The sequence below is a fragment of the Tuberibacillus sp. Marseille-P3662 genome, from assembly GCF_900178005.1.
Lineage (GTDB): Bacteria > Bacillota > Bacilli > Bacillales > Sporolactobacillaceae > Marseille-P3662.
The window spans coordinates 1,047,530-1,062,494 of record NZ_FXBS01000006.1 but is presented as its reverse complement, the minus strand read 5'-3'; the positions used below and the strand labels follow the sequence as shown (position 1 = coordinate 1,062,494).

The 14,965-nt window shown below is 42.2% G+C and carries 18 protein-coding genes; 12 read left to right on the top strand and 6 right to left on the bottom strand.

Features of this window, described 5'->3' with window-relative positions; translation table 11 throughout:
- Nucleotides 1-10: 10 nt before the first annotated feature.
- Nucleotides 11-1,504, bottom strand: coding sequence for an aldehyde dehydrogenase family protein (locus B9Y89_RS13940; protein WP_085523805.1), 1,494 nt, complete (start codon nucleotides 1,502-1,504; stop codon nucleotides 11-13).
- A gap of 188 nt (nucleotides 1,505-1,692) precedes the next feature.
- Between B9Y89_RS13940 and B9Y89_RS13935 the strand changes: the two genes are divergently transcribed.
- The 10 genes from B9Y89_RS13935 to dat all read left to right on the top strand — a co-directional run bounded on the left by B9Y89_RS13935 (nucleotide 1,693) and on the right by dat (nucleotide 9,152).
- On the top strand, nucleotides 1,693-2,856 hold the full coding sequence (locus B9Y89_RS13935; protein ID WP_085524750.1) for an LL-diaminopimelate aminotransferase: 1,164 nt from the start codon (nucleotides 1,693-1,695) through the stop codon (nucleotides 2,854-2,856).
- A gap of 4 nt (nucleotides 2,857-2,860) precedes the next feature.
- Nucleotides 2,861-4,546, top strand: coding sequence for a thiamine pyrophosphate-dependent enzyme (locus B9Y89_RS13930; RefSeq protein WP_254901260.1), 1,686 nt, complete (start codon nucleotides 2,861-2,863; stop codon nucleotides 4,544-4,546).
- A gap of 4 nt (nucleotides 4,547-4,550) precedes the next feature.
- Nucleotides 4,551-4,853 carry a DUF3870 domain-containing protein gene (locus tag B9Y89_RS13925; protein ID WP_085523803.1) on the top strand — a complete coding sequence of 101 codons (303 nt, stop codon included), beginning with the start codon at nucleotides 4,551-4,553 and terminating at the stop codon, nucleotides 4,851-4,853.
- A 118-nt stretch (nucleotides 4,854-4,971) separates the two neighbouring features.
- Complete coding sequence (locus B9Y89_RS13920) at nucleotides 4,972-5,529, top strand: GNAT family N-acetyltransferase (protein ID WP_085523802.1); 558 nt, start codon at nucleotides 4,972-4,974, stop codon at nucleotides 5,527-5,529.
- A 77-nt stretch (nucleotides 5,530-5,606) separates the two neighbouring features.
- Nucleotides 5,607-5,738: an FbpB family small basic protein gene (locus B9Y89_RS13915; RefSeq protein WP_085523801.1), complete on the top strand. Its 132-nt coding sequence runs from the start codon at nucleotides 5,607-5,609 to the stop codon at nucleotides 5,736-5,738.
- 108 nt (nucleotides 5,739-5,846) lie between these two features.
- On the top strand, nucleotides 5,847-6,272 hold the full coding sequence (locus tag B9Y89_RS13910) for an acyl-CoA thioesterase (protein WP_085523800.1): 426 nt from the start codon (nucleotides 5,847-5,849) through the stop codon (nucleotides 6,270-6,272).
- 5 nt (nucleotides 6,273-6,277) lie between these two features.
- Complete coding sequence (locus B9Y89_RS13905; RefSeq protein WP_085523799.1) at nucleotides 6,278-6,580, top strand: hypothetical protein; 303 nt, start codon at nucleotides 6,278-6,280, stop codon at nucleotides 6,578-6,580.
- A 19-nt stretch (nucleotides 6,581-6,599) separates the two neighbouring features.
- Nucleotides 6,600-7,397, top strand: coding sequence for a GDSL-type esterase/lipase family protein (locus tag B9Y89_RS13900; protein ID WP_085523798.1), 798 nt, complete (start codon nucleotides 6,600-6,602; stop codon nucleotides 7,395-7,397).
- A gap of 75 nt (nucleotides 7,398-7,472) precedes the next feature.
- Complete coding sequence (locus B9Y89_RS13895; protein WP_085523797.1) at nucleotides 7,473-8,240, top strand: SDR family NAD(P)-dependent oxidoreductase; 768 nt, start codon at nucleotides 7,473-7,475, stop codon at nucleotides 8,238-8,240.
- A 72-nt stretch (nucleotides 8,241-8,312) separates the two neighbouring features.
- Nucleotides 8,313-9,152, top strand: a complete 840-nt coding sequence (gene dat / locus B9Y89_RS13890) for a D-amino-acid transaminase (protein ID WP_085523796.1) — start codon at nucleotides 8,313-8,315, stop codon at nucleotides 9,150-9,152.
- A gap of 133 nt (nucleotides 9,153-9,285) precedes the next feature.
- On the opposite strand, the gene B9Y89_RS13885 is transcribed toward dat, so the two are convergent.
- Entirely contained in the window at nucleotides 9,286-9,582 is a 297-nt protein-coding gene (locus B9Y89_RS13885; RefSeq protein ID WP_085523795.1) for a hypothetical protein, read from the bottom strand.
- 159 nt (nucleotides 9,583-9,741) lie between these two features.
- Here B9Y89_RS13885 and B9Y89_RS13880 point away from each other — a divergent pair, with 159 nt between their 5' ends.
- A complete protein-coding gene (locus B9Y89_RS13880) occupies nucleotides 9,742-10,968 on the top strand; it encodes an MFS transporter (RefSeq protein ID WP_085523794.1) in 1,227 nt (408 codons plus the stop codon).
- Nucleotides 10,969-11,012: 44 nt separating this feature from the next.
- Here B9Y89_RS13880 and B9Y89_RS13875 read toward each other — a convergent pair whose 3' ends face one another.
- Both B9Y89_RS13875 and zwf read right to left on the bottom strand, forming a co-directional pair.
- Nucleotides 11,013-11,627, bottom strand: a complete 615-nt coding sequence (locus B9Y89_RS13875) for a cyclase family protein (protein ID WP_085523793.1) — start codon at nucleotides 11,625-11,627, stop codon at nucleotides 11,013-11,015.
- A 14-nt stretch (nucleotides 11,628-11,641) separates the two neighbouring features.
- Nucleotides 11,642-13,150: a glucose-6-phosphate dehydrogenase gene (gene zwf, locus B9Y89_RS13870; RefSeq protein WP_254901259.1), complete on the bottom strand. Its 1,509-nt coding sequence runs from the start codon at nucleotides 13,148-13,150 to the stop codon at nucleotides 11,642-11,644.
- Between the two features lie 212 nt (nucleotides 13,151-13,362).
- Between zwf and B9Y89_RS13865 the strand changes: the two genes are divergently transcribed.
- The gene (locus tag B9Y89_RS13865; protein WP_085523792.1) at nucleotides 13,363-13,587 is read left to right on the top strand and encodes an IDEAL domain-containing protein; all 225 of its coding nucleotides are present in this window, start codon (nucleotides 13,363-13,365) and stop codon (nucleotides 13,585-13,587) included.
- 30 nt (nucleotides 13,588-13,617) lie between these two features.
- Here the strand turns inward: B9Y89_RS13865 and B9Y89_RS13860 are convergent, their stop codons facing one another.
- Both B9Y89_RS13860 and B9Y89_RS13855 read right to left on the bottom strand, forming a co-directional pair.
- The gene (locus tag B9Y89_RS13860) at nucleotides 13,618-14,535 is read right to left on the bottom strand and encodes a DMT family transporter (protein ID WP_085523791.1); all 918 of its coding nucleotides are present in this window, start codon (nucleotides 14,533-14,535) and stop codon (nucleotides 13,618-13,620) included.
- Nucleotides 14,535-14,942: a ribonuclease HI family protein gene (locus B9Y89_RS13855; RefSeq protein ID WP_085523790.1), complete on the bottom strand. Its 408-nt coding sequence runs from the start codon at nucleotides 14,940-14,942 to the stop codon at nucleotides 14,535-14,537. Before B9Y89_RS13855 ends, B9Y89_RS13860 begins: the two co-directional genes overlap by 1 nt.
- Between the last annotated feature and the right edge of the window lie 23 nt (nucleotides 14,943-14,965).

The window sequence follows — 14,965 nt, the reverse complement described above, 5'->3', positions numbered from 1 at the left end:
AGAACCCCCCTTAGTTGTTATCGATTTGGGCACGCTGCAGTTTTTGACTGTAATCAATATATACACTTTTCCATTCAGCGAATACATCTAAAGCGGCAATGCCGGAATCACGATGACCATTGCCAGTTGCCTTTGTCCCGCCAAATGGCAGATGGATTTCCGCACCAATCGTTCCGGCATTGATGTAGACAAGACCGGAATTAAGCTCGTGCATGGCTTTAAACGTCTTATTGGTGTCATTCGTATAAATAGCACTTGAGAGACCATAATCGACGGAATTATTGACTTGAATCGCCTCATCAAGGTCATTAACCGGGATAAGAGATAAAACGGGACCGAAGATCTCTTCATGGGCGATACGCATATCATTTGTGACATCAGTGAAAAGGGTAGGCTTGAAATAATGGCCATTCGCTAATGGTCCTTCCCTTGTAATATGTCCGCCACAAAGCAAGGTTGCCCCGTCTTTCTTGGCAACGTTCATATAAGCATTAATGTGTTGTAAAGCTTCGCTATTCACGACAGGACCAATGTCTACTGCTTCATCAAGGCCATCACCTAAAGTTAACTGGTTAATACGCTCGAGTAGTCGTTCTTCTATAGCAGCTTTCACATTTTTATGGACAATTAAGCGGCTACATGCTGTACAACGCTGGCCTGTCGTACCATAAGCACTCCAAATAATCCCGTCAACCGCAAGATCAAGATCGGCATCATTCATTACAATAATCGCGTTTTTACCACCCATCTCAAGAGATACGCGTTTGAACAATTCACCGGCACGAGCGTTAATTTGACTGCCGGTGTCACTGGAACCAGTAAAGGAAATGATATCGATATCGGGATGTTCAACCATAGCTTCACCTACTGTTCCGCCAGAACCATAGACGAGATTGACGACACCCTTTGGTAGACCTGCTTCTTCAAATATTTTTACAAATTCATAAGCTAGGGCAGGTGTATCGGAAGCTGGCTTCCATACAACTGTATTCCCACTAACAATCGCCGGCAACGTCTTCCAACTGGCGATCGCAATGGGGAAATTCCATGGCGTGATTAAACCAGCGACACCAACGGGCTCCCGTAAGCTCATGGCATGCTTATTCGGAAGTTCTGAAGGAACGGTTTGCCCGACAAGACGTCGGCCCTCACCGCCCATGAAAAACGCCATATCAATGGCTTCTTGAACCTCCCCCCGCGCTTCATCAATCACTTTTCCCATTTCGCTTGTCAATGTTCGAGCCAGATGTTCTTTCCGTTGTTTTAGTAGTTCACCAATTTTATATAAATACTCCCCGCGAACGGGAGCAGGGACTTTACACCAAGATACTTGGGCGTCTTTAGCAGCTCCCACGGCTTCACTGACTTCTTGTGCAGACGAAACGGTCACGTGTCCTAAGGTTTCTCCTGTTGCGGGATTGGTGTTGACAACAAAGGAACCAAGACGAGCCGGTTTCCAAGTCCCATTAATATAGTTGAGATATTGGGGTGTAGCGGTTACCATACAAATCCTCCTATCAAACGATCATTTAGTCAAAGCCTACAAACAACTATATGTTTCATTGGGTGAAATAGAACTTGACAAATAAAATGTTGTTCGGCGGGTCATTTTCAATTAAACTAGGCATAAATATAGAAAATAGTGCAATTATTAAAATGTCATTTTATATATTGAAACGAGGTGGTGACGCTATGAATATCAAAACTGCCGATCGCATGGATGAATTACCACCGTATTTATTCGATAAGATTAATGGTAAAAAACAACGTCTAAAAGCAACTGGCCATGACTTGCTTGATTTGGGCATCGGTGATCCCGACTTGCCAACGCCGGACTTTATTAAGGAACGTCTAGTACAAGAACTGGATCAGCCCGGAAATCACAAATACTCTGGTTTCTCTGGATGTTTGGAATTTAGAGAAGCGGTCGCCGATTTTTATCAGAAAAAATTCCACGTTCATTTAGATCCCGATTCAGAAGTACTCGCTCTTATTGGATCAAAAGAGGGAGTCGCACACTTCGTTTTTTCTATGATTGATCGTGGGGATGAGGTGATGATTCCAGATCCGAGCTATCCGGTTTACCGAATGGCTACCCATCTAGCAGGAGGCAAGGTTCGTTCAATGCCATTAAAGCCTGACCTTGAATTCCAGCCTGATTTTGCTGAGCTTTCTGAGGAAAATTATAAAGCTGTTAAACTGGCTTTCTTAAATTATCCTGGAAATCCAACAGGAGCAACCGTTGATTTGGACTTTTTTGCTCATGCGGTTCGGTTTTTTAGGCAAAGAAATGTCATTCTCGCTCATGACTCGGCGTATAATCTTGTGACTTATGACGGGTATCAGGCACCTAGTATTCTTCAAGTAGATGGAGCAAAAGACGCTGTAGTCGAATTTGGTTCGTTATCTAAGGGATTTAATATGACCGGTTGGCGAATCGGTTATATTGTCGGTAACGCCGATTTGATCAATACTTTAAAAACAGTTAAAAGCAACCTTGACTCCTCACAGTTCTTACCGATTCAAAAAGCGGCGGCAACCGCATTGACGAGTGATTTATCGGCACTAAATGATCGTAATGATATATATAGTCAAAGAGCCGATGTTTTGATTGAAGGTCTAAGGAAAATCGGCATTGACGCTGGCAAACCTAAGGGAAGTATCTTTATTTGGGCACGGGTTCCAGAGGGCTATACGTCAGCCGGGTTTAGTGAAGTCATGATGGAGGAAGCCGGTGTCGTAGTCACGCCAGGTGTTGCATTCGGAACCTATGGCGAGGGGTACTTTCGGATGTCTCTGTCTGTTCCTGAGCATCTTTTGCGAGAAGCAGTTAGGCGCATGCAAGTCTATTTATAGGAGGGTGACGACCTTGCTCATCAATAGTGCGACATCCATTGTCAAAATATTAGAAGAAGAGGGAATTAGGAACACTTTTTGTGTCCCCGGGGAGAGCTATTTACCTTTGCTCGATGCTTTGTATCAGCATGATGCGATACGATTGATTTCAACCCGCCATGAAAGCGGCGCTGCATTTATGGCCGATGCTTATGCCAAAAATGAGGGGAAACCTGGAGTTGTTATGGCAACACGGGGCGTTGGAGCGTGTAATTTATCAATTGGTGTGCACACAGCTTACCAAGATTCTACACCCATGGTTGTGTTACTTGGACAGGTGCACAGCAGTTTTCGGGGCAGGGAAGGCTTCCAGGAAGTGGATTTAGACCGTTTTTTTGCACCTATTTCTAAATGGTCGGTAGAAGTCCGTGACCCCAAACGTGTTCCTGAGTTACTACGACGGGCTTTCTTCACTGCCAAGAGCGGTCGTCCTGGTCCAGTAGTCGTGTCACTTCCAGAAGATGTTCTAAAAGGTGATATCACCTTCACAGAAAGGCGATCAATGCCTGTAGCCATTCCTTCACCGGATGATGCAGCCATTACAGCCGCTTGCGATCAACTGCGTGCCGCCAAGCGCCCGGTTGTTATTGCAGGCGGAGGTATTAAAATGGCAGGTGCCGAGCAAGCGCTACTTAACTTCTCGGATCAGTTTCATATCCCCGTGCTCACAGCTTTCCGCAGACATGATGTGTTCCCGAATGATCATCAGAACTATGCTGGACACTTGGGACTTGGTACCCATTCTAATATAGTGAAAACGGTGCAGAACGCTGATGTGATTTTGGCTTTAGGTACGCGGCTATCTGAAGTCACAACGCAGGATTATTCACTGATTCGATCGGATCAACGTCTGATTCATATGGATATAGAACCCGATGTGATTCATAAAGTCTATGCACCCGAAGTCGTTGTCCTTACCGATGCCAAAAAAGGCTTAGAATCGTTGATTCAAGAGATGACAGGCCATATCCATGCTCCATGGCAATCATGGCTTGAATCATGCCATTCGGCCTATGAACAAGTCTCTTTATTACCAGAATCGGGTGATGAGCCAAGCGCGAACTATTGTGATTTGAACATTATAACGCAACAATTACAGCAATACCTTCCGGATGATGCCATCATTACTAATGATGCTGGCAATTTTGCTGGATGGCTGCACGCCTTTTATCGTTTCAAGCAGCCGAACACCTATATTGGATCGACATCCGGAGCTATGGGTTATGGGTTACCAGCGGCTCTTGGTGCCAAATTAAGCCAAGCCGATCGGACAGTTGTGTCATTATCGGGGGATGGCGGGTTTATGATGACCATGCAAGAGATGGAAACCGCCCTTAGGGAAAACATTCCGATTATCGCACTCGTCTTTAACAACGCCATGTATGGAACGATTCGCATGCACCAGGAAAAACATTTTCCAGAACGTGTGATTGGAACGTCACTAAGTGATGTTAATTATACCGGTCTAGCGGGTACTATTGGCTGGCAGGCGCATAAGGTGACATCTAACGGTGCTTTCCGAGAAGCGCTGCTGACCGCATTGTCACAATCACATCAACCGACCTTAATTGAGATCATGACTGATCCCGACAATATATCCATCACGTCAACGATATCATCAATTCGTGAAGACTCTGCTCGCAAGGAGTGACACTATGGGACAAACACTGATGCTAGCTGGCCATGCCAAACTGCCTAAGGGGATGGCCGCCCGAGATGTGTACGAGACGCTAACGGTCACGGCTGAAGTTGACAGCCAATATGGTGTGATTTTAGAAGCATCATGTACTTTGTTAACGAGCCATGCCCACAACTACTTCAATCAGCTGTTGAAAGGATTGTCTTTAAAAGAAGGACTTGAACCGGTCATTGATATGATCGCTTCAAGCTATCACGGAAAAGCCAAAGAGGCATTAATCGCCGCCTGCAAAGATATGTACTATTATTACATTGAATAATACTTGGTTCATTCCATGCTTTCTCCGTTGGCCTGCAACGGAGATTTTTCGTTCTAGGAACAAATCATTTCGCCCTTCAATAGAATATAACGGAGTTTACGAAAAGGGGGGACCGTTGATGGCGCATCGATTTCCGGAATTTTCAACAAAACGATTGTTTTTTCGCAGACTTCATCCTAAAGATGCTGAAGATGTTTACCGATTATTTTCAGATCCTTATACAATGATGTTTGACGGTGGTGCCATTATGGGTAATACATTTGAAGCCGATGATTTTATTCGCCAATATCGCTTATATCAACCGTTTCCATCTGCCATACGTTGGGCGATTACGGACTTAGATACCGATGCTTTCTATGGTACAGGCGGCTTTCATAAAATCGATTGGTCGGCCAATAAGGCCGAGATCGGCGGTGAATTATTGCGGAAACACTGGCAAAAAGGGATTGGCAAAGAAGCGTTAAGGGGATTATTAAATGCTGGCTTTCACCAATTAAGATTAAATCGTATCACAGCTATGATGATTAAGGATAATATCGCTGCGCAAGCTTTATTAAAATATGCCCCATTGACAAAAGAAGGAACATTACAGGAATGGGAACGATGGGGCGAGCGTTACGTTGATTTGGACATCTTCCGTATTCTAAAACGGGAATGGGAAGAAATTCATCAATAATATTCAAACTTTTGTAATAAATGATTCACCTTTTGTCAATATTAATACTATATAATGGAGTAAAGGACGGTGATAGGATGAGTAGACGACGCTTTTCATTTAAAGATCTTGTTTCACAAAATAAGTCTGAAATTTTAAAAGATGATTCGGTGATGACCAAAATTGAAGATCGCATTGAAAAGAAGCACTCGAAAAAGACGATTCAATAAAACAGCGGAAACCTTCCGTTGTTTTATTTTTTTTTGGATTAATTGATCCATCTTACTTATGATAAAATAAGACTATGACTTTATATTATTGAAGCAAGGATGATCAATATGTTTGTATCTGAAACATCAGTTACAGTTAGATACGCTGAAACCGATCAGATGGGCGTTGTGTATCATGCGAATTATTTAGTATGGTTTGAATTAGGAAGAACCGATTTAATCGAAAAGTTGGGGTTTAACTATGCGGGAATGGAAAAAGACGGGATACTATCCCCGGTCATTGATGTCAGCATCCGCTACAAAAAGCCTGCCATCTATGGCGAACAAGCCACCATACATACTTGGATTGAAGCTTATGATGGTCTTAAGGTGACCTATGGTTATCGCGTCTTTAATCCTAATAATGATATTTGCGTTGAAGGAGAGACGCAACATATTTGTGTCAAAAAGGAAAGCTTTAAGCCTTTGATCATGAAAAAGCATTACCCCGATTTAGATACAGCCTATCGTCAAGCTATGGCCACATCGGAGTAACCGTTATGGCTTTTGGAATCAATCGTCAGGAATTAATGTCCTGGAAAAACAAGGTTAGCCGTGGTGAGTTGGCTTTCATTACGCATTATTGGTATGACCCAAGATTCCCTGACCACCATACGGTAACAAAAGTAGGGTGTAATGATTTAGGGAAATTGCTTGATTGGGGCGAGCAATACGGGTTAAAACCGGAGTGGATTGATCATCACGCTGATTATCCTCATTTCGATTTACTTGGGGACACCCAAATGCGGATATTGACCGCCGAAAACTTAATCCACCATCTTACGCGTTTTCACATCCGTTAAGGCAAGTAAGAAAAGGGGGGTGTCTTCTTTAGACAAACGGAAACAGCGAACCATTGGATCGTTATTGGTGATTATGATCCTTATATCCGCAATGATTTTTCTAGTTATTGCCAGAGAGAATCACTTGTTTGAGTCCACACAAAGATTGGATCAGTTTCAATCGAATTTACATAATAAAGAGATGGATCTTAATGTTGTAGGAATCGGTGACTCGCTGACGAAAGGTGTCGGTTATGAAGAAGGTGGTGGATATGCAGGGATTAGTACGGAGCGTCTAAAGGACCTGTCATCGATTCAGGATTTATCATTCAATAACTATGCGATTCATGGTGACACGACAGAAGACTTATTGGACGTTTTACCAAAAGATAATGTCAGAGAAGCATTACAACAGGCCGATATGATCTTTTTATCAATCGGCGGTAATAATCTAGTCAATGTTCTTAAAAAGGAGTTTCTTGATCTGCAAGTTGAAGACTTTGAAACCAAGCGTCAGGATTTTAGACAGTCATTTAACCAAATTCTTGTCAAAATACGGGCGCTGAATCATCAAGCACCTATTTATTTCATAGGATTATACAATCCATTTGAGGACTATTTTGGTGAAGCAAATGCGGCATTTCAATCCATATTGGAAGAGTGGAACCATACCTGTCAGTTGATCCTAGACCTATATCAAAATACCGTGTTTATCAAAACTGAGGATCTATTTAAGGGAAGTTCTAAAGATCTATTGTCTAGCGATCATTTTCATCCTAATAAAAAAGGCTATCAGCTCATCGCTGACCGTTTAATGAAAGCTATTTTAAATCCTTAGGATCACTTCTCTGCTCCGTTAAGTAAGATCCTATCATTTTAACAGGGAAGAGAAGCAACTAGAGGGAGTGATAGAATGCTACCATCTTTTCAATTGCAAGATCGTGTCGCCCTTGTTACGGGTGGGGGACGAGGCATTGGTAAGGCCTTAGCTGTCGGATTGGCCGAGGCGGGAGCGAAAGTAGCGGTGATGTCACGCACGCAAACCGACTTGGATGAAACCGTTAAGTTGATAGAAAGATCAGGGTCACAAGCGCTGCCCCTCCAAGGTGACTTAACGAAACGTTCCGATGTTGAAAAAGCGGTTGCTCATGTGACTAAGACGTTGGGTCGCTTAGATATTCTTATCAATAACGCTGGCATGAACATCCGTACTCCGGCACTTGACGTGACCGATGAAGAATGGCATAAAATCATGAATACGAATCTTCACGGCGCTTTCATGATGTCACAAGAAGCGGCAAAAGTCATGAAACAGCAAAACTATGGAAAAATTATTAATATTACATCAGTTGGCGGGACCGTTGCTTTACGGACAGGGGTTGTCTATGGAGCAACCAAAGCGGCGTTGATTCAGATGACAAAAACACTGGCACTTGAATGGTCGCCGTATGGTATAAATATAAATGCCGTCGGTCCTTGGTATTTCCGGACCCCATTAACAGAACATCTTCTTGCTGATCAAACGTATTTGGAAGATATTCTCGCGCAAACGCCCATGAACCGAGTTGGAGAATTAGAGGATTTGGTAGGTCCGGTCGTGTTTTTAGCTGGTGATGGTGCCAATTACATAACCGGACAGACATTATTTGTCGATGGTGGCATGTCAGTATTCGGATTTTAAAGAAAGCTTGGATTATCGCCAAGCCTTAGTTGAACTTATACTTTCTTTTAAGCGTAAAAAGGGGATGGTAATATGATCTTGCTCAATAAAACATTTAAAAATAGAGAAGCAGAACACGTCGATATTGAAGACCGTGGCTATCAATTTGGTGATGGTGTGTATGAAGTGATTCGTGTGTATGAAGGTCGTTTATATGCTATGGAGGAACATATGGAACGGCTTGATCGTAGTTGTCGTGAAATTCAGATGAGCTTACCTTACTCACTTGAGGAGATTACAAATAACATAAAAGCATTGGTTACCAAAAATGAGTTATCCACCGGGATTGTTTATTTGCAAATCACACGAGGGGCGGCTCCTCGTGTGCATCAATTTCCCGATCATGCCCAAAGTATATTAACAGCGTATACGAAACCGATGGATCGGCCTCATCAATTATTAGCATCAGGCATCGATGTTGTTACACTTGAGGATATCCGCTGGTTGCGTTGTGATATCAAAAGCTTGAATTTATTGGGGAATGTTATGGCTAAGCAAGAAGCGAAAACCAAGCAATGTCAGGAAGCGGTGTTCATCCGTGACGGTCAAGTGACTGAGGGGAGTTCCTCAAATGTTTTTGTAGTAAAAGACAATCAAGTGATCACCCATCCGGCAACAAACTTGATTTTAAACGGCATTACCCGGGTAAAGGTGTTGGAATGGCTTAAGGATAAAGGCATTGAAGTGATCGAAAGTGCACCGACCCCAGAACAACTGACAACGGCTGATGAAATGTTTATAACCAGTACAACCATGGAGGTCATGCCCGTCATCTCCTTAGATGGCACAACGATAGGTTCCGGCCAACCTGGCCCGATCACTCAGTCTCTACAACAAGCAATAGTTGAGGACTTTGATACTAAAGAAGTTTAAAGAAAACTTGGCTTCATTAAGTCTTAATGTTGCAATCCCTTAGTGATATTTGGGCTTGTAAACATCCTTGTTTGAAACAAGTTTTTATCCTTTTTTAGTTCAAAAAACGACCATCTGTATTCAGGTGGTCGTTTTACTGATTCTGAGGATTATGTTCGGAATTCATTAATTTTTGTTGCGCCTGCTGAAGTTCTTGCTGGGCAAATTCAACAGCCTGTTGTTCTTCTTGGTTATTTGTGAATTGTAAGCTTGTAATCAGCGTTTGCTGAGCCTTTTGAATCGATTGCTCGGTTTGGATGAGTGCTTGGCGATTGTGCATTGCTTGGGCATTCGTCACCGATTCAAGCGCTGATTGTAATAGTTGTTGGGTTTCTTGAAGCGGTGACAACTTTGATTTTGATTGTAATTGTTCTGATTCAGGTATTTCCACTTGATATAACCTCCTTCTCATCTCACTAATCTTTCCAAATCAACAGTTATTCATGCCAATGTCCTTCTAGTTATTTATTACCAATTTGAATACGAATAAATGCCATCCATGCATCGAAAAATATTAGCAACCATATATAGACCGTGGAGGCAGCTGCTTATGGAAAATAAAAAAACATTAGACTTATTGTCACTGGCTTCAATTCCGCTCATGATGACGTTGGGGAACTCAATGTTAATTCCGGTTTTGCCAACCATTGAACAGGAATTGAAGATCAGTGCCTTTCAATCGAGTCTCATTATTACGGTTTATTCTGTTGTAGCGATCATCTTTATACCAATTGCAGGTTATTTATCTGATCGATGGGGGAGGAAAAAAATTATCCTGCCGAGTTTGATCATAGCCGCCATAGGAGGAGCTATTGCAGGTTTGGCTTCATGGCTTATGGATGGCGCGTATCTGCTTATTTTAGCTGGACGTTTATTACAAGGCGTTGGGGCATCGGGAGCATTCCCCGTTGTGATTCCAACGGTTGGCGATTTATTTAAAGATGAGCAAGAAGTCAGCCGGGGATTGGGTGTGATTGAAACTTCAAATACATTTGGTAAAGTGTTAAGCCCGATTATTGGAGCATTTTTAGCGGGATTCATATGGTATCTGCCGTTTTTATCAATTCCAGTCTTATGCCTGATTTCAATTTTATTGGTCGGTTTTTTCGTTAAATCACCTAAAAAACAGAACAAACCCGATCCGTTTCCTAAATTTGTTAAAAATGTGAAAGATATTTTTAAGGAAAAAGGTAAATGGTTAGCAGCGGTTTTCTTTACGGGTGGTATTATTATGTTCATTTTATTTGGAACGCTGTTCTATTTATCCGAACTTTTGGAAAGCGACTACAATACCAAAGGCATTAAAAAAGGTTTATATATTGCCATCCCATTATTTGCTTTATCTGTATCATCACTTGTGACAGGTAAGAAGATCGGTCAAAATAAAGTTCTGATGAAATGGCTCGTGTTTATCGGGATGTTGCTTTTGGCCGTGACCATGGTTTTATTGAGCTTCAAACCCACTTTACTATGGTTCTTAAGCTACTTATTTATCGGTGGCATTGGGATTGGATTTGTTCTGCCATCCTTGGATGCGTTTATTACGGAAGGTATAGAAAAAGAAAATCGAGGGACTATTACGAGTTTGTACAGCAGTATGCGATTCATTGGAGTCGCTGCAGGCCCGCCGTTATTTGCGATGCTTATGGATGCTTCTGTCAAAATCATGTTTTTAACAGCAGCAGGGCTTACGATTCTTGCTGTAATATTTACTTATTTTGCCATTCGCCCAGGCAACACTTCGGATCAAAAACAAAATCAATTAAAAACAACATAACGATAATCACCCCCGGCAAAAATCGAACGCCGGGGGTGTTCTCATTAATCTTCCATTAGGATAATACGAGCTGGCGCAGCATCAATCGATTGCATTTTCAGAGGGGCTGCGACCATTTGGTAACGGCCTTCGTGAACCTGATCTAACTTGAGACCTTCAATAATAATAATATCTTGCGTAAATAAAGCCCGGTGTGTAGCGTGGTCAGCTTGACTCCGTTCAATACCTAGTGAATCGATGCCGACACCTTTTATGGCTTTCTCGGCCAAATATTTAGCACCCGATTCCTTTAAAAAGATAAATTCAAAATTAAAGCTGGTATCAAAAGAATTTTTCGTTTTAAAAAGGATGAAATCGCCGGCTTCAATATCAAGATTCTGCAGATCACTCTCGGTGATACCATCCTGGACATCCGTCAAATCGAACAATTTGATGGGGGTGACTAAATCATGAATACTGACGGATTCAATCGTTTGTCCATCTTCGATCATGTGCAAAGGTGCATCGACGTGTGTCCCGGTATGAGCATCCATTGTAAAGCGGGATTCCGTGACATGTCCTGAAGTCGTTGTTTCGAATTGCGGTTGTTTTTCAGATTTGTCTTTGTAGACAGGCATCCCTTCATAAATCGGAAGTGAGACATCATGAACTTTAACCATTTAAAAACCTCCATTTAATTCATTTGATTGAGCGGCCACCATTTATGACCACTTTTCGCCAAGAGTTGGTCGGCCTCGCTGGGTCCCATCGATCCAGCTTCATATTCTTTCACGGGGAGGTTAACCTCGTTCCATGCCTTGATCACGGAATCAACGTATTCCCAAGATAACGCCACTTCGTCCCATCGTGTGAAATTCGTCGAATCACCGCGAATGCAATCATATAGTAACCGTTCATAAGCATCAGAGGCCCGGTATTCATCCAAACCATGGCTGGAAAAATCCATGGTGACCGGCATTGTTTCATTGGAAGTACTGAATTTCTTAGCATTTAATTTTAAAGAAATACCTTCGTCAGGCTGAACATGAATGACCAAAAGATTGGGTCTAATGTCCGATCCCTTGAAATCATGGGTCATTGGGGAATCTTTAAATTCAACAACAATCTCGGTTGATTTCTCAGCAAGACGTTTACCAGTTCTTATATAGAATGGTACACCTGACCAGCGAAAGTTATCAATGTAAAGTTTCCCAGCAATATAGGTATCCGTTGTTGATGTATGTGAAACACCATCTTCATCACGATAGCCTGGCACAACTTGGTCATCGATTGTTCCGCTTGTATATTGGGCCCGGACAATATGGTCATGAACATTGTCAGCATTAACAGGGCGAATGGAACGTAATGCCTTGACTTTTTCATCGCGAATATCTTCAGTATCCAATCGACTCGGCGGTTCCATAGCCGTTAAAGCCACCATTTGCAACACGTGATTTTGGACCATATCCATCAAAGCTCCGGTCTTATCATAATATCCGGCCCGTTCACCAACACCGACATGTTCACTCGTAGTTATTTGCACATTGGAAATATACCGGTTGTTCCACATGTATTCAAAAATAGGGTTAGCAAACCTGAGGACTTGAATGTTTTGAATCATTTCTTTACCCAGATAATGGTCAATACGATAAATCTCTTCTTCGGCAAAAACATGACGGATTTCTTGGTTGAGTTGTTGAGCCGATGTGAGATCATGGCCAAACGGTTTTTCAATGACGAGCCGTTTCCAGCCATTCGTTTTTGATAGGCTCGAATCATTAAGATTATGCGTCACTGTACCAAAGAAAGACGGTGCCATAGCCAGATAAAAGAGACGGTTACCATTTAAATGATATTGGTGATCCAATTGTTCAGCCATATCTTTTAAGCCTAAGTATGATTGAATGTCATTGACATCAATGGAATAGTAGTGGAATCGATCCAAAAAATCGCCCACGTCATCACCCTCCGCTACAAACGGTTGTATGGCTGCGTACACATGCTCACGATATGTTTCATGATCCCAGGGACGGCGGGCAGCACCAATGACTGCGAAATCATGAAATTCTTGACTATTCCTATAGATATTATATAAAGCCGGATAAAGCTTTCGTTTGGCCAAATCACCTGTTGCTCCAAACAAAATCATCGCTGCTTTTGTGTTGCTATCATCAGTCATATCAATGCCTCGCTTCATTTTCATTTAGATGGTTATCTCCCATTGTACCAAGAATGACACAAGAGTATAAAAGATTATGCATTATGTACTTAAGTCATTTTAATCAAACGGTTGTTTGAATTCAAATATGCTGTTTATTTTAGTGAAAAAGTATAAATAAAAATAGGTATCAGAAAGGTTGCAAAAGTCAGATAATTGAGGTATAATGAAAAAAAGGGCAAGGGGAGGAATCAGCGATGTCAGGCAAAAGTTTTCATGAGCAAACCAAAGAAATGGCTATGTCCCGACAGCAAAAGTCACGTTCAACTTTCCGTGAAATCTATGCCCAGATGGTTTTAGATGAGGCCTTATTAACGGCCAGAAAAACCCGTCTGCAACGTGAGATTGATCGTTGTTTAGATGAAAATGACCGAGATCGTTTTTTTCAATTGAGTGAGGAATACGCCAAACTTTGTCGATAAATACACCCCCCCTTTACTTGTGAGGGGGGGTTAGACGTTTTTAGAGGCGCTATCACTATGACTTTTTTGCGGCCATTCTGCGAGCAACATGCCGATCATAATGAGCGCTGATCCCCATTTAACATGAAGGGGTATCTGTTCGTTTTGCCATATCACAGCGGTCAAGGCAGCAAATACAGGTTCCATGATAAAGATCAACCCAACATGGGTTGCCGGTGTGAATAATTGCAAGTAAGTCTGCATGAAGTAAGCTAATGACGTCGCAAGGATGGCTGTTGATAAAAGTGACCAAAGCACTTCTGGCTGGATCAATGATTCAGGTAGAAATGTAGCTGTGACCCCATCAGTCACAAGGCCACCCAAAAAACTAAGTAACGACACGACCAACAATTGAATGATGGTTAAGTGAAGGCTTGATTCGTTTTTGGTGAATGTTGCTGTATAGATAATGTGTAGTGCAAAACCGAATGCACATAAGAACGCAAGAAAATCTCCGGCATGAATGGATAGATCCTTGAATATTGACATCAAATATAATCCGACCGTAGCAGCCCCGACGCCCAATAACGCTGCCAGTTTGGGCTGCTCTCGTAAAATAATGAACGCAAATATCGGGACTAAGACCACACTGAGCCCAGTAATAAAAGCGACCTTAGACGCTGATGAATATATAAGTGCCATCGTTTGGGTTGAATAGCCTGCGAATAATAACGTGCCGAGTATGCCACCTTTGAACAGGGTCTGTCTCGTCACATTCTTTTGTCCATAACCCCTGATAAATGGAATGGCCAGACATAAACAAAGGCTAGCACACAAAAACCGCCAAGCATTAAAAATAAACGGCGGTAATGTCTGAATCGCCCCCTGAACGATCACGAACGTTGTTCCCCAGAAAAAAGCAACTAGTAATAAGCCTGAATCGGCCATAAGCGACTTTCTTAATGTCATCAGTCCTCACCGTCACTTCGCTGATGAATCGCCTGCTTTGCCAGGTAATCGGCTTGATTATTGGCTTTTCCCGGAATCCACTTCATAAATACAAGATCAAAATCTGCCGCCAATTGCAACAATTGATTAAGTAGAGGTTTATAGGTCTGTTTTTTAACGAAGCGCCTGTTAAACGCGTCGTCAACAAGTTGAGAATCTGTTTTAAGCGCGACGCTCTTGTAACCTTTCTCTAAACAAATGTTTAAAGCTTTGATACTTGCTTTGAATTCGGCTGTATGGTTGTGATCGAAATCACTTAAATAAACAGAGTAAGTTTCCACCGTTCCATTAGAATGTTTTATAAATATACCAGCGCCTGATGGCCCGGGATCACCGGCGCTGGCGCCATCAACAAAAACATCGATCAAATCATTTCCTCCCTAAAGTAAGA

Coding starts and splice junctions, on each gene's coding strand:
- B9Y89_RS13880 (WP_085523794.1), top strand. CDS start 9,742: ATGGAAAATAAAAAAACATTAGACTTATTGTCACTGGCTTCAATTCCG.
- B9Y89_RS13920 (WP_085523802.1), top strand. CDS start 4,972: ATGGCGCATCGATTTCCGGAATTTTCAACAAAACGATTGTTTTTTCGC.
- B9Y89_RS13910 (WP_085523800.1), top strand. CDS start 5,847: ATGTTTGTATCTGAAACATCAGTTACAGTTAGATACGCTGAAACCGAT.
- B9Y89_RS13925 (WP_085523803.1), top strand. CDS start 4,551: ATGGGACAAACACTGATGCTAGCTGGCCATGCCAAACTGCCTAAGGGG.
- B9Y89_RS13875 (WP_085523793.1), bottom strand. CDS start 11,627: ATGGTTAAAGTTCATGATGTCTCACTTCCGATTTATGAAGGGATGCCT.
- B9Y89_RS13895 (WP_085523797.1), top strand. CDS start 7,473: ATGCTACCATCTTTTCAATTGCAAGATCGTGTCGCCCTTGTTACGGGT.
- dat (WP_085523796.1), top strand. CDS start 8,313: ATGATCTTGCTCAATAAAACATTTAAAAATAGAGAAGCAGAACACGTC.
- B9Y89_RS13905 (WP_085523799.1), top strand. CDS start 6,278: ATGGCTTTTGGAATCAATCGTCAGGAATTAATGTCCTGGAAAAACAAG.
- zwf (WP_254901259.1), bottom strand. CDS start 13,150: ATGAAAATGAAGCGAGGCATTGATATGACTGATGATAGCAACACAAAA.
- B9Y89_RS13860 (WP_085523791.1), bottom strand. CDS start 14,535: ATGACATTAAGAAAGTCGCTTATGGCCGATTCAGGCTTATTACTAGTT.
- B9Y89_RS13915 (WP_085523801.1), top strand. CDS start 5,607: ATGAGTAGACGACGCTTTTCATTTAAAGATCTTGTTTCACAAAATAAG.
- B9Y89_RS13940 (WP_085523805.1), bottom strand. CDS start 1,504: ATGGTAACCGCTACACCCCAATATCTCAACTATATTAATGGGACTTGG.
- B9Y89_RS13935 (WP_085524750.1), top strand. CDS start 1,693: ATGAATATCAAAACTGCCGATCGCATGGATGAATTACCACCGTATTTA.
- B9Y89_RS13865 (WP_085523792.1), top strand. CDS start 13,363: ATGTCAGGCAAAAGTTTTCATGAGCAAACCAAAGAAATGGCTATGTCC.